Genomic DNA, 12,874 nt, shown 5'->3' on the forward strand with positions numbered 1-12,874 from the left:
CGAACCGGCGAGTGGCCGGAATTCGCCGCGCCGCGAGGGAACCCAGGGAACCTTGCGGGTTCCTGGAGACCCTGCGTCACCTGGGCCGTGACCCGTGACCCGTGACCCGTGACCCGTGACCCGTGGCCGCCGTGCCGCGTGGCTCGTGGCCCGCACGGCCGTCGTCGCCGGGGCCGGACTCGCCGCGTGGTCCTCGACGGCCGCCACCATCTGCCCCGCCCATCACCGGCTGAGGCGGGCCGGAGGCCCTCCGGGCAGTGCGGGACGGGCGCGGCGGTGCCTGAAGTCCCGGTGAATCGTTGGTCGAATGGCTTGGCCACAGCCCGGCCACTGCCTACCATCGATCACCGCAAGACTTTGTGCACCGTCGCACAAGCGCTCCTCGGGAGGCCTCCTTGCACCGCCGTCGTCGCACCGCGCTCTTCCTCTCCGCCGCGATCGTCGTCGCGGCACCCCTCCTCACCGCCTGCGGAAACGACGCGCATCCCGGCGCGGCGGCCGTCGTCGGCGGGCAGCGGATCACGGTCTCGCAGCTGGAGGGCAGGGTGAACGAGGTACGCGCGGCACAGCGGGCGGCCACCCCGGACCAGGCCCAGTACGCGCAGACCGTCGCCAGAACCGGCAGCCTCACCCGCGACACCCTGCACACCATGGTCCTCGACCGCGTCCTGAACCAGGCCGCGAAGAACGCGGGCGTGACCGTGACCCGCAAGGACGTCCAGGATCTGCGCGCCGCTCTGGAGCAGCAGGCGGGCGGCGCGAAGGAGCTGGAGACGGCCTGGCTCCAGCAGTACGGCGTCGCTCCGGCCCACCTCGACGACAGCCTGCACACCGAGATCACGGCCCAGAAGCTGGCCGCGGTGCTCGGCGCCGACATGAACACGACGGACGGCCAGGCCACCTTCTGGAAGGCGATGTCCGAGGCCTCGAAGACCCTCGACGTCGACCTCAACCCGCGCTACGGCACTTGGGACGTCCAGAAGAGCAGCCGCGTCGACGCGAAGACGCCGTGGGTACGGGAGATCACGGCGGCGCAGGGCACGGCGTAACGGTTATTCGTATAGGTGTACGGGTGCGCTGACGCCGGTGTGGCCGTGCGCGCCCCTGACCTGTGGATAACTCTGGGGCTGTCGGTGGCGTGGGTTACGTTCGGGTGGTGAACGCAACCAGCGGCTTCGAGACCGCTCCGGAGACGGGGACCGACCCCGGTCGTGTCGTCCTGCTCACCACCAGCCACCGGGTCGCGCCCGGCCTGCTGTCCTGGCCCGCCTGGCAGACGCTGCACGCGGCCGACCGGGTGCTGTGCGCGGACGGTACGCATCCGCAGCTGCCGTACCTCCGGGAAGCCGGCATATCGGTCGAGGAGGCCTCCCCGACCGCCGAAGCGCTGATCGACGCCTGCGCGGGCGGCCGGACGGTCGTGGTCGTGACGACGGGCGAGGGCGACCCGGCCCTCACGGACGGCCTGGCACGCCTCGCGGGCTCCGGCCGCGTCCGGATGCCCGACCTGGAACTCCTCCCCGCCTCCTACGACCTCCCCGGCGCCCGCCTCCTCGACCTCGTCCAGGTCATGGACCGCATCCGCCTGGAGTGCCCCTGGTCGTCCCGCCAGACCCACAAGGGCCTCGCGAAGTACGGCATCGAGGAGGCCTACGAACTCGTCGAGGCGATCGAGGAGGGCGACCGGGACGAGCTGCGCGAGGAACTGGGGGACGTGCTGCTCCAGGTCGTGTTCCACGCGCGTATCGCGGAGGAGGGGAGCGAGGAGGACGGGACTGCCCCCTTCTCGATCGACGACGTCGCGGCCGGCATCGTCACCAAGCTGATCCACCGCCACCCACACGTCTTCGGCGACGAGACGGCGACGACGCCGGAGGAGGTGAAGGAGCACTGGCTCCGCACCAAGGCGGTCGAGAAGCGGCGGGAGTCGGTGACCGACGGCATCCCCCTCGGCCAGCCCGCCCTCGCCCTCACGGCGAAACTGGCGTCCCGGGTACACACGGCGTCCCTGGACGTCCCGCTGCCGCAGGGCGAGGGCATCGGGTACGAGCTGCTGGAGCTGGCGGTACGGGCGGAGGCGGAGGGCGTGGATCCGGAGGCGGCACTGCGGGTCGCCGCGCGGGCCTACCGGGATGCGGTGCGGGTGCGGGAAGGGGTGGCGGGGGCCTGATCGCTCCGACGGTTTGTCAGTACCGTTGACCCACGGTGGTGTTGAGGCGTGGGGGGCATGAGTGGAACGGTCGATGGACGAGCTGGCGGCCGAGGGCGCCAGGACGCTGGTCAATGGGCTCAGGTCGGCGGACTGGGAGCGGGTACGGGACCGGTTCGCGGAGTGGTTCGCGCTGCGTGGGCAGGACGAATGGGTCCATGAACTCCAGAGTCTGAAAGGACCGTTGGGGCCTCGTTCGGCGTTCGGGAAGCTGGAGTGGCGCTTCCGGCTGAGTGAGGGTCTCGCCGACGCGTGGGACGTGGACGGCTCCGACGAACTCGCCTCCCTCATAAGGGAGTTCGACGTGCCCGCCCGCCCCGAGGAACCGACCCCCGCTCCGGCGCCCACCGCGCCGGGCGACCGCTTCGACTTCCAGGGGATCACCGTCAACGGGCAGTTCGTCGGCGTGCAGCACGTCCAGCAGGCGCCGGGTGCCGCTCCTCGGCCCGGGTCGGTGGGCTGGCCGTCGGCGGAAAGCATGGCGCCGCTGGCGTACGGGGTGCGGCCGACCCGGCGAGGCAAGGGCCTGCCCCAACTGCCGCCGTACGTCGAACGGGACGCCGATCCGGCGGTCAACTCGGCGGTGGAGTTGGTCGCTTCGGAAGGCGGGCTGGTCGTCGTACAGGGGGACGCGTATGTCGGCAAGACGCGTACGGCTCTCGCGGCGATGGCCCGAGTGCTCCCCGGCGTACGGGTGTTCGCGCCCGCCCGACACGAGAACCTGCGCGGACTGCCGGCCCTGCTGAGAGACCTGCCGGGCGAACGCTTCGCGCTGTGGCTCGACGACCTTGACGGTCACCTCGGAGCCGACGGCCTGGAGCCGAGGCTGCTGGCGCAGTTGGCGGCACAGGGAGTGCCTGTGATCGCGACGATGAGAGAGGACACGTACGACAAGTTCCGCAAGTTGTCCCGGGGGCGGGTGCTCGATCTGGCGCACATCGTGGAGCTGCCCCGGGGCTGGAGCCACGGGGAGCGGAAGCGGGCGGGGGAGACCGAGGACCCCCGGCTGACGGATGCCGCCCGCCGGTGCGGGGCCGAGGGCGTGGCTGCCTATCTCGCCGTTGGTCCGATGCTGTGGGAGGAGTGGCAGCGGGCTCGGCGGGCGGATCGGCATCCGCGCGGGTACGCCCTGGTCCGGGCGGCGGTCGACCTGGCCCGGTGCGGACTGCGGGGCCCGCTGCCCCAGGACCTCCTCGTGAAGGTGTACGAGGGGTACGAGGCCATGGCCGGCCTGGAACGGGAGTCCGTGGACGAGGCCCTGGCCTGGGCGGCGGAGAAACGGGATGGCGTGCTGCGGATGCTGAGGAGAAGCGGCGCGAGTATGTGGGAGGCGTCCCCCTATCTGGTGGACACCGCGTCCCAGGTCGAGACGTTTCCGGCGGTGGACTGGGCGGTGTGGTGGGTTGCCCTGGGGGTGGCCCGAGCGGATGCGGCGTACGACTCCGAGGTGGTTGTGGCGGGGGCGCGGGAGGCGTTTCGGGCGGCTGCCGAGGCGGGGGAGGGGCGGGCCCTGTTCAATCTGGGGCTGCTTGCCGAGAGCATGAAGGAGAGTGAGGAGGCTGAGGCTTGGTTCCGGCGGGCGGCGGAAGCCGGGCTGGCGGGGGCGGCAGGGCGGCTGGGGCAGCTGCTGGTGAAGCGGGGAGACCGTAGGGAGGCGGAGCCGTTCCTGGAGATGGCTGCGGAAGCAGGGGACCGCCTGGCGGCGGTATTGCTCGGGGGGTTGCTTGCGGACCGGTCGGAGCAGTGGTTCACAGCAGGGGGGCTGAAAGATCCGGTGATGGCGAATCGGATGCTCCGGATGGCTGGTTATCTCCCTGAGACGTCGGACCGCAACGTGACCGGGGAGAAGGACGGGCCCCCTGAGGGAGAGGAATGGTTGCCCGACATGCCGGGCAAAGCGTGGCTGCGCACCATCCGTTGGGCCAGCCGTAAACCCCTAGACCCTCCCGATACCGTCACCGAGTGACCAACCAGCCCCGCCACACCCCCGACCCCCGCACCCGAACTCTTCACCTGGGAGTTCGCGACCGACCCCTACCCCGCCTACGCCTGGCTCCGTGAGCACGCCCCCGTGCACCGGACGAAACTCCTCACTCCCCAGTGGCGTCGAAGCCTGGCTGGTCACCCGTTACGGCGACGCCAAGCAGGCCCTCGCCGACCCCCGGCTCTCCAAGAACCCCGCCCATCACGACGAGCCCGCGCAGCAGGCCGACACGTATGTTCTCACCGCCGTCACGTGAGCCCCGCCGGTTCTAGGCGCTCTTGACGGCGGCTCCCGTCGGCGTGATGGTCGTAGAACATTGCGCAATCTGCGTCACGACGGAGGTCATCATGGCTCTACGCTCGTTCGGGAAAGACCCCGAGACCAACGGCGACCACTGCCCGACGGTGTGGCTCGACGAGGAGGAGCAGGAGTTCGTCTTCCAGGGATGGAAGGCGGACGAGGTGCTTCAGGCACAATGCCTGACCACGGGGCCGATCCCCGACACGGAAGCCGTAGTCCGGCTGCCCATCCGTATGGCGCAGCAGATCAGGGAGGCGCTCGATGCCGCAGATCGTGCCCCCGTTTGCTGACTTGCTCGCTGGCTGTCATCGCTCTGCGGTGCACCTGGAGACGCGCGACGCCTACGGAGTCGACGACGAAGACGTCGGCTTCGCAGCCTGGCGCGATGGTTGGAGCTATGACCTAGGCGACCGCTCGTCGTGGTGGAACGGCTTTCATGGCGTCGTGTCGGATGCCATCAGTCGCGGAGTCGTCATGCGTCGCGCTCGCGTCGTTTCGGAACCGGTGAGCGAGTACATCCGTTACGAGTACGCGTGCACGCCGCAGAACATCGCGGCCGGCGAAGACGTCCGGTGGCTGCCGCGACGTCTGGCGTCGGATCTCCTGATCCCCGGCAACGACCTGTGGATCTTCGATGATCGTCTGATCCGCTTCAGCCTCTTCGCGGGCGACGGAAGGTTCGTCGCTGACGTGATGGAGGACGCGGCCGACGTCGTGAAGCGCCATGCGGAGGCGTTCGAAGCGGTCTGGGATCGGGCAATCCCGCACGAGGACTTCCGGATCTGAGCGACGCGCACCCATGCAATCTCCCTACCCGTCGACGGCCCTTGACGCCGCACGCCGTACCATCGCGGACCAACTCAGCGAGATCCGGCGTGATGCTGGGCTGACGGGTAGGGAGATTGCTGCCTTGACCGGCTGGCAACCCTCGAAGGTTTCGCGCCTCCAAAGCGCAACAACGCCCCCGTCGGACGACGACATCCGGGCGTGGTGTCGCGCGTGCAACGCGGAGGCCAGGATCCCGGATCTCCTGGCAGCAAACCGCACGGCAGACTCGATGTACCTGGAGTGGCGCCGTGTCCAGCGGACAGGGCTCAGGCGGCTTCAGGAGTCGCGCATCCCGCTGTACGAACGAACGCAACAGTTCCGTGTCTACAGCTCTACCGTCATCCCCGGGTTCCTCCAGACCTACGAGTACGCGATTGCACTCCTGGGGAACATCGCGCGTGTTCACGGGGCGCCGGACGACGTAGCCGACGCCGCGGCCGTCCGTGTCGAGCGCTCCCACATCATCCGAGAGGGAGGGCACCGGTTCGGGATCCTGCTGGAGGAGTCCGTCCTCCGTCACGTGGTGGGAGAGGAGACCACCATGGCCGGCCAACTGGGCTATCTGCTCTCGGTCATGGCACTTCCGTCCGTGTCGGTCGGGATCATCCCCGCCGGACGATCACGGACCATGTGGACGCTTGAGACGTTCACGATGTTCGACGACGAGCGCGTTCACGTGGAGTTGCTGACGGCCGCTGTCACCGTAACGACCCCTGGCGAGATCTCTCAGTACGCCCACGCGTTCGAAGAAATGGCGAGCCTGGCTGTCCACGGGGCGAACGCTCGTGCTCTGATCGCTGCGGCCGTTGATGCTCTGGGATGAGTTTGCGTAGAACTTCATAGAACTTGATGGAACTCTCCTCTCCGCCCTGCCTAGCTTCGATGCATGAAGCGAAATGGGAGGTGCAGTCGTGGCGTCACAAAGCACGCCGGGGACGCCCGTCCAACTGTCTGATCCACTCACCCTGGAAGAGCCGCAGCCTGCTCGTGGGTGTGACGTTTGCGCCGCTCTGGCAGGCCAGCGGCGGGAGGCTACGAACCCCAAGAGCCCTGCCTACGACCTGTCGCACGCGACGGATCTCGCGGTGGAGATCAGGCGCCACCCGCACGACTGGAAGAAGGGGCAACGGTGACGACTGAACCTTTCCCTGATCTCTGGTCGAGCCTGGGGATATCCGCCCTGCCGTCACGACGGTGGGTCGAATGCGCCGACTGCATCGAGAGCAGGTCGGTCGACGACGGGAGCACCGATCCGCAGGCGTGGGCTGTCGGGCATGTTGTCCTCCATCCGGAGCATGTCCGGTTCCGGATCGTCAGCCAGGTCGGTTTCCGCCTCGATTCGGCGTCCGCGCCAGAGCCTGTGGCGCCGTGAGCGACGTCAAGGGGTTGTCTGCGACGCCGAGACGAGGCCCCTCCGGAGTTCGTGAGGACGGAGCCCGAGTGCCGACGCCCTGAACCGGCGTGTGGAGGGCATGGCGGGGGTGGTCGGGTTGAGGTCGATGTGGGTCGGCAAAGTTGCGATCTCTCACGCATCCCGTGCGAGGGCCTGGACGACGTCCTGATGCACGCCTGTCAGGCGGCCGTGAACTCGACCGGGAGGTTCCGTAGTCCGCGCATGATCAGGCCACCTCGCCAGCGCAGGTCCGCGGGGTCGGCGGCGAGTCGCAGGTCGGGCAGGCGTCGCAGCAGAGTGGCCAGTGCGGTCCGGCCTTCGAGGCGGGCGAGTGGGGCGCCGATGCAGTAGTGGATGCCATGTCCGTAACCAAGATGCTGGTTGTCCCTGCGGGAGAGGTCGAGGGTGTCCGGCTCGTCGAAGCGGGCGGGATCACGGTCGGCAGCGGCGAGGACCACGAGCACGGGATCACCTGAGGCGATTCGTTGTCCGCCTACTTCGAGGGATTCGGTTGCGTAGCGCCAGGTAGCCAACTCGACAGCGCCGTCGTAACGGAGAAGCTCTTCGACGCCGGTGTCGAGCAGTTCCTGTTCGCCACGCTCGATCGACCTCTGCAGTTGCGCCCGCTGCTGCGGGTTGCGCAGCAGTGTGTACACGCCGTTGCCGATCAAGTTGATAACGGTCTCAAAACCAGCGAACAGTAGTACGAAACACATGGCTGCGGCCTCGTTCTCGGTGAGGTGCTCGCCGTGGTCGGAGGCGCGGATGAGCTCCGAGATGAGGTCTTCGCTCGGACCGGGGTCGTCCAGGAGCGCCTCGCGCTTGCGGTGGATCAGTTCGGCAAGATAGCCGCGCATCTTCTTCACGGACCGTGCGACGCCGCCTCTGGGGCCGCCGCCGTGCCGGATCATCATCCCCGCCCAGTCCCGGAAGTCGTCCTGGTCCTCGCGGGGGACGCCGAGCAGGTCGCAAATGGCGTAGATGGGGAGAGGGAACGCGAACTCGTGGATGAGGTCGGCGCTTCCGGTATGCGCGAACTGGTCGATGAGATGGTCGGTCAACTCCTGGACGCGGGGCGCGAACTCGGCCACGCGGCGGGGCGTGAACGCCTTTGAGACCAGGCGACGGAGCCGTGTGTGGTCCGGCGGGTCGATGTTGAGCAGGTGAGTCATGAGGTTGGCACTGCGCTCGCCGGGGATGCCCGTCTTGCTCTTGCCCTGGGCGCCCTCGGAATGGTGCACCGGGTTCTTGGACAGGCGTTGGTCGGCGAGCGCCTGTTTGGCGTCCGCGTACCGGGTGACCAGCCAGGCATCCACTCCGCTGGGGAGCGTCGTGCGGTGCACGGGTGAGTGTTCGCGGAGCCACGCGTAAGCAGGGTAGGGATCGGCGGCGAATTCCCAGGTGAAGAGCACGGGTTCGGTATGAGGGGCGTTCACGGGGTGACGGTACCGGTAGCCGTATCGCGTGGGAGGGGGCGCCGACTTGTGCAATTCGCCCTCAACTGTACAGAGCGGCGGGTAAAGTTCCCCAAAACGGCACCGGCCCCAGAGCGCTTGCGACAGCGCAAAGGAGCCGGAACCTTCCCGGCGGTGAGCCAACACCCCGGGGACGGAACAGTCTCGGAGGACTGAACATGCCCATTCTGGCACGCCCATGCCTTGCGGCCCCTGCAGCACCAACGGCCGTCGTCGTAGCCAAGTACGCGCGCGTCTCCACACTCGATCAGCTCGACGGCTTCGGGCTCGAAGACCAGGACAGGCTCTCCGACGAGTGGCTCGAGCGGCACCCCGAAGTCACTGTCTACGACTCCTATGTGGACGAAGCTGTGTCCGGGGCCCTGGAGAGCCGCCCCGAGATGGACCGACTCGTTGTCGAGGCACGCCAGCAGTGCTTCAACCGCATCCTCGTTCCCAAGGTTGACCGCATCGGACGCACGGCCCGAGCCGCCTACCAATGGGCGTGGAACATGGCTGACGTCGGTGTCCACTTCATCTCGATCACCGAAGGAATCGATACCAGCACCGAAGGCGGCTGGCAGCAGTTCACGCGGTACGTCACCTTCGCCGAGATGGACTGGCGACGTATCAATGAGCGCACCGTCGCCGGCCGAGAGCTGAAGATCAGTTACGGCGGCTGGCCCGGTGGCCCTGCTCCCTATGGCTACAGGATCGAGAAGGACGTCAGAGATGTCGGAGGACGCCGCAAGCGCTTCTCCGTCCTGGTCACCGACGCCGATGAATCCATGGTCCTCGCTGTCGCCGCGGAACTCATCGTCGACCACGGTATGAACCTCACCGAGGCTTGTGGAGAGCTGAACAGCCGCAGGATCTTCGCGCGCAGCGGCGTCCCTTGGAGCGTTGCCAACCTCCGCAGCCGCCTTCACAGTGAAACCATCCACGATGGCTACGTGGTCTACCGAAAGACCGATCGCGGTAACGGAAAGAACCACACCCGACGTGGTGAAGACGGCACACCAGTCCATGGCGCGCCGGTCAAAATCGGTGTCCCGCCCATCTTCTCCATGGAACGGGCCGCACAGCTCATGGCTGCTCTGAAGAGGCTCGGCTTCCAGAACGGTCGGCGTGGGAACGGCGTGTATCCCCTCACCGGGCGGATTCACGGTTTGTGCGGCGAGGTGTACACCGGAGCAGGCAGGGCCGCCGGCCGTTCATACCGCTGCAAGGGGCTTTTCAAGGTCCCCTCGTGCGGTGAGCCCCACTTTGAGGCAGACGGCATCGAAGGTGCCGTCTGGACGTTGATGGCCAGGCTCCTTGAAGCCGAAGGTTGTACAGAGGGCCTGTCTGCCGAGCGAGCGGGCAGTCCCTCCGGGGACAGGGAGAAGTACGAGAAGCGCGTCTCCGAGTTCACGACCAGAATCGCCGAACAGGAGCACCTGATCGAGGTGCGGATCCCCGAGTACGTACGCGCCGGTGTCGACCCAGCGGTACTCAAGGCCTCAATCGCAGCGCTCGAGAGCGAAGTGGCGGATTTCCGGGCGCAGCGCAGGTTCGCCCAGCAGTGGCTGGAGGCGTACGCCGATCATGAACGCCGGGCGGGCGACCTCGTCGGCATCGCGAGCAGTGCCGAGGAGCGGCTGCGGAACCTGACTCTGGAAGAGCGCAAGCAGGTCTTCGACATGTTCGACGTCAAGGTCGTCCCCGGCGAAACAGCCATCTTCGGCAAGCCTGGCGGAAGGTGCGCCGTCAGCGAGTGGCACTGGACAACCGGCACGAAGGTCCCGCCGGATCCTGATGACGAGCAGTGGGAGAAGGTGCTGGAGGTACTGCGGCCGTACTTCACCAAGCGTCACTTCATGAGCAAGTACGACATCCGGCTCCAGTTCGAGGGGATGCTCCACCGGCTTCGCCATGGCCTCACCTGGGGTGATATGCCGCTTACCTGGGGGCCCATCAACCCGATTCGCGAGCGCCAGCTCTCCTGGTGGCAGAAGGGCGCGTGGCCGGAGGTCGTGAAGACTCTGGATGCCGATGTCTCTGGAGTCAGTGCCTACCAGCGGCCGACCTTGCCGCAGCTCACGGTGACCGCTCGGTTCCCGTCCGGGCTGCTCGGCGAGGTCCGGAGTGCGGTTGCCGAGGACCGGGACGGGCAGCCGTAGCCAATCCGGTGCCGGGGCTGTGGATGACCCATACAGAGAACTCCGCGACCCGGCACCATCCTCACCAGCCTCCCCGACCTGCAACTCGCCGTCGCCGTGAGCGAGTTGCGATGGCGGGGCGGGCTCATCATGCGTGGACTGCGCACCCTGCCCGTCGAGTTCACGCCGGTTCGCGAATCGGGGCATACCCCGCCAGTGGTGCCGTAGAGGATCACGGGAAGGTGACACTCCCTCAACAATGTGATCTTCACGTGATCTGTGCGGCATTAACTTGTGACAAGTGATCGTCTGTCGATACGTTCGACCACTAGTGCGACGCCCTGCAACATCCGTCGCACCGGCCCCCACTGTCTCGCGAAAGGCAACCGCATGCTCTCCGGGAACGGTCGTCATCGTCGCCCCCGTCAGGCCCCGGCTCTGCTTGTCGCGGCCGGCGTGACCGGCTCCGCCCTCGCCATCCCGCTGCTCGCCGCGACCGGCGCGAGCGCGGCAAGCGGCACCACGTGGGACAGGGTCGCGGAGTGCGAGAGCGGCGGCTCCTGGAGCGCCAACAGCGGCAACGGGTTCTACGGCGGGCTCCAGCTGACGCAGGCGGACTGGGAGGCGTACGGCGGTCTCACGTACGCCCCGAGTGCCGACCAGGCCAGCCGTTCGCAGCAGATCGCCGTCGCCGAGAGTGTGCTCGCCGACCGGGGCGCCGGGGTCTGGGAGGCCTGCGCGCTGCTGTCCGGGCTGGGCAAGGACACCAGCTCGGCCAACGTCGACACGGGTGTGGCCGAGACGGAGGACGGCGCGTCCTCCTCGTCGTCCTCGACGCCGAAGTCGACTTCGACGTCAGCTTCGCCCATGCCCACGCCCACTCCCTCGTCCTCCACCTCCACCGACTCCGCGCCCTCGGTCGAGGCCAAGTCCGCCGAGTCCTCGCCCTCCGTCAAGGCGACGACCGACGTGGCCGAGTCGTCCCCCTCGCCGTCCCCTTCGCCATCCGGCGAGGGCACCTCACAAGAAACTGACAGCTCATCCACTGGTGCGACAAAGGGTGAGGAACGGGACAACTCCTCACAGGGCGCGGAAAGCTCGTACACCGTCCGTCCCGGCGACACCCTGTGCGGCATCGCCGACTCCCTTGGCCTTGAGGGTGGATGGTCCGAGCTGTACGCCGAGAACGAGGGTCTCCTCGGTGCTGACCCGAATCACATCCTCCCCGGTCAGATCCTCGAAGTCGGTGCCGAACCGGGGCAAAAGTAGCCAGAGTTCGCGTCCCGCTTCGCGCTGAATGTCCGTTATAAATGCAGTGAGAGATAGGTCTCAGAAGCCCTGATCGTCTTTGTATTTCAGGGGATCACCTGTTTACGGTCGTCAACGCCCGCCACAGTGGGCCCCGCCGGTCGCAACGCCGAATCCTGCCAACGGCCGAACGGGAACAGTCGTCGCTATCAAGCGCCGTAGGCAGGAGCGGGGGACCCAAGGTAAGTGCCGCACCGGGCAGTTGACCGGAGCGGCTTGGGGTTAAGTCGTGCGTCCAGGACTCGGACGTACGGCCGGGCAACTCAACCGGCCCGAACCCGACAGCTCACCTCGCAGGCGTCGGTGAGGGGATCACGCATGCTGTTTTCCGGTAAGGGCAAGCACCGTCGTCCGTCCAAGGCCACCCGTGTCGTCGCCATCGCCGGTGTGACCGGCGCCGCGGTCGCCGCTCCGCTGCTGGCGGCCGGCTCCGCCTCCGCCGCCACCTCCGCCGAGTGGGACACGGTCGCCCAGTGCGAGTCCGGCGGCAACTGGTCCATCAACACCGGCAACGGCTACTACGGCGGTCTGCAGTTCTCCGCCTCGACCTGGGCCGCGTACGGCGGCACCGCGTACGCCTCCACCGCCGACCAGGCCTCCAAGTCCGCGCAGATATCCGTCGCCGAGAAGGTCCTCGCGGGCCAGGGCAAGGGTGCCTGGCCGGTCTGCGGCGTGGGCCTGTCCAGCGCCGCCTACGACGGCGGTGCGAGCGGCGGCTCGTCCAGCGACTCCGGTAGCTCCAGCTCCAGCAACTCCAGCAGCGGCTCCAGCGAGACCAGCACCCGCTCCACCGACGACCAGTCGGCCTCCCGTTCGCAGGAGCGGCCCGCCGCGAAGAAGACCGTCACCACCCCCACCGGCAAGAAGGTCGAGAAGGGTGACGGCGAGTACAAGGTCGTCAAGGGCGACACCCTCAGCGCGATCGCCGAGGCGCACGACGTCAAGGGCGGCTGGGCGAAGCTCTTCCAGCTGAACAAGGACATCATCGACGACGCCGACTTCATCTACCCGGGCCAGCAGCTGCACCTCAGCTGACCCCGGTCACCCGCGGGCCGGCTTCCCCCAAATAAACAGCCGGCCCGAAGGTGAACCACAGCGCCCTCACATCCGTGCCTTCCATAGTGAAGACCTCGTGAGGGTCACCCCCGTCCCCCACGGGCTCCCCGCTCCGGTGCGTTCTCCCCCGTACGCACCGGGGCGGGGCTTTTTGTTTCCCTGAGGAACAATGTTTACCCTCGGTTCGGTCCATGTTCCGTC

The 12,874-nt window shown here is 67.8% G+C and carries 11 protein-coding genes, 2 pseudogenes and 1 riboswitch; of the genes and pseudogenes, 12 read left to right on the forward strand and 1 reads right to left on the reverse strand.

The genetic code is table 11. The features are described 5' to 3' along the window. Positions 1–395: 395 nt before the first annotated feature. The 8 genes and pseudogenes from LUX31_RS27860 (at position 396) to LUX31_RS37985 (ending at position 6,693) form a co-directional block, all read left to right on the forward strand. On the forward strand, positions 396–1,049 hold the full coding sequence (locus LUX31_RS27860) for a SurA N-terminal domain-containing protein (RefSeq protein ID WP_235478058.1): 654 nt from the start codon (positions 396–398) through the stop codon (positions 1,047–1,049). A 107-nt stretch (positions 1,050–1,156) separates the two neighbouring features. Further along, positions 1,157–2,170 carry a nucleoside triphosphate pyrophosphohydrolase gene (locus tag LUX31_RS27865; protein ID WP_235478059.1) on the forward strand — a complete coding sequence of 338 codons (1,014 nt, stop codon included), beginning with the start codon at positions 1,157–1,159 and terminating at the stop codon, positions 2,168–2,170. Between the two features lie 73 nt (positions 2,171–2,243). Next, a complete protein-coding gene (locus tag LUX31_RS27870; RefSeq protein WP_235478060.1) occupies positions 2,244–4,175 on the forward strand; it encodes a hypothetical protein in 1,932 nt (643 codons plus the stop codon). 24 nt (positions 4,176–4,199) lie between these two features. Further along, positions 4,200–4,410 (forward strand): annotated as a pseudogene (locus LUX31_RS27875) (cytochrome P450); the annotation flags it as partial. 130 nt (positions 4,411–4,540) lie between these two features. After that, positions 4,541–4,783: a hypothetical protein gene (locus tag LUX31_RS27880; RefSeq protein ID WP_235478061.1), complete on the forward strand. Its 243-nt coding sequence runs from the start codon at positions 4,541–4,543 to the stop codon at positions 4,781–4,783. Then, positions 4,755–5,279, forward strand: a complete 525-nt coding sequence (locus tag LUX31_RS27885; protein WP_235478062.1) for a DUF6879 family protein — start codon at positions 4,755–4,757, stop codon at positions 5,277–5,279. Before LUX31_RS27880 ends, LUX31_RS27885 begins: the two co-directional genes overlap by 29 nt. 13 nt (positions 5,280–5,292) lie before the next feature. Then, the gene (locus LUX31_RS27890; RefSeq protein ID WP_235478063.1) at positions 5,293–6,144 is read left to right on the forward strand and encodes a helix-turn-helix domain-containing protein; all 852 of its coding nucleotides are present in this window, start codon (positions 5,293–5,295) and stop codon (positions 6,142–6,144) included. Positions 6,145–6,450: 306 nt separating this feature from the next. Further along, positions 6,451–6,693, forward strand: coding sequence for a DUF7848 domain-containing protein (locus LUX31_RS37985; protein ID WP_443046007.1), 243 nt, complete (start codon positions 6,451–6,453; stop codon positions 6,691–6,693). Between the two features lie 200 nt (positions 6,694–6,893). Here LUX31_RS37985 and LUX31_RS27895 read toward each other — a convergent pair whose 3' ends face one another. Then, the gene (locus tag LUX31_RS27895) at positions 6,894–8,150 is read right to left on the reverse strand and encodes a cytochrome P450 family protein (protein ID WP_235478064.1); all 1,257 of its coding nucleotides are present in this window, start codon (positions 8,148–8,150) and stop codon (positions 6,894–6,896) included. 197 nt (positions 8,151–8,347) lie between these two features. Between LUX31_RS27895 and LUX31_RS27900 the strand changes: the two genes are divergently transcribed. The 4 genes and pseudogenes from LUX31_RS27900 (at position 8,348) to LUX31_RS27915 (ending at position 12,652) form a co-directional block, all read left to right on the forward strand. Next, positions 8,348–10,330 carry a recombinase family protein gene (locus tag LUX31_RS27900; protein ID WP_235478065.1) on the forward strand — a complete coding sequence of 661 codons (1,983 nt, stop codon included), beginning with the start codon at positions 8,348–8,350 and terminating at the stop codon, positions 10,328–10,330. A 54-nt stretch (positions 10,331–10,384) separates the two neighbouring features. After that, positions 10,385–10,537: pseudogene (locus LUX31_RS27905) on the forward strand (cytochrome P450); the annotation flags it as partial. Between the two features lie 162 nt (positions 10,538–10,699). Next, positions 10,700–11,578, forward strand: a complete 879-nt coding sequence (locus tag LUX31_RS27910) for a LysM peptidoglycan-binding domain-containing protein (protein WP_235478066.1) — start codon at positions 10,700–10,702, stop codon at positions 11,576–11,578. A 183-nt stretch (positions 11,579–11,761) separates the two neighbouring features. After that, a riboswitch (cyclic di-AMP (ydaO/yuaA leader) is annotated at positions 11,762–11,932 on the forward strand. A 3-nt stretch (positions 11,933–11,935) separates the two neighbouring features. Beyond that, the gene (locus LUX31_RS27915) at positions 11,936–12,652 is read left to right on the forward strand and encodes a LysM peptidoglycan-binding domain-containing protein (RefSeq protein WP_235478067.1); all 717 of its coding nucleotides are present in this window, start codon (positions 11,936–11,938) and stop codon (positions 12,650–12,652) included. Positions 12,653–12,874 lie beyond the last annotated feature (222 nt).

This window comes from Streptomyces sp. GQFP (assembly GCF_021545335.1).
Classification (GTDB): Bacteria; Actinomycetota; Actinomycetes; order Streptomycetales; family Streptomycetaceae; genus Streptomyces.

Coding starts and splice junctions, on each gene's coding strand:
- LUX31_RS27870 (WP_235478060.1), top strand. CDS start 2,244: ATGGACGAGCTGGCGGCCGAGGGCGCCAGGACGCTGGTCAATGGGCTC.
- LUX31_RS27900 (WP_235478065.1), top strand. CDS start 8,348: ATGCCCATTCTGGCACGCCCATGCCTTGCGGCCCCTGCAGCACCAACG.
- LUX31_RS27890 (WP_235478063.1), top strand. CDS start 5,293: ATGCAATCTCCCTACCCGTCGACGGCCCTTGACGCCGCACGCCGTACC.
- LUX31_RS27915 (WP_235478067.1), top strand. CDS start 11,936: ATGCTGTTTTCCGGTAAGGGCAAGCACCGTCGTCCGTCCAAGGCCACC.
- LUX31_RS27880 (WP_235478061.1), top strand. CDS start 4,541: ATGGCTCTACGCTCGTTCGGGAAAGACCCCGAGACCAACGGCGACCAC.
- LUX31_RS27885 (WP_235478062.1), top strand. CDS start 4,755: ATGCCGCAGATCGTGCCCCCGTTTGCTGACTTGCTCGCTGGCTGTCAT.
- LUX31_RS27910 (WP_235478066.1), top strand. CDS start 10,700: ATGCTCTCCGGGAACGGTCGTCATCGTCGCCCCCGTCAGGCCCCGGCT.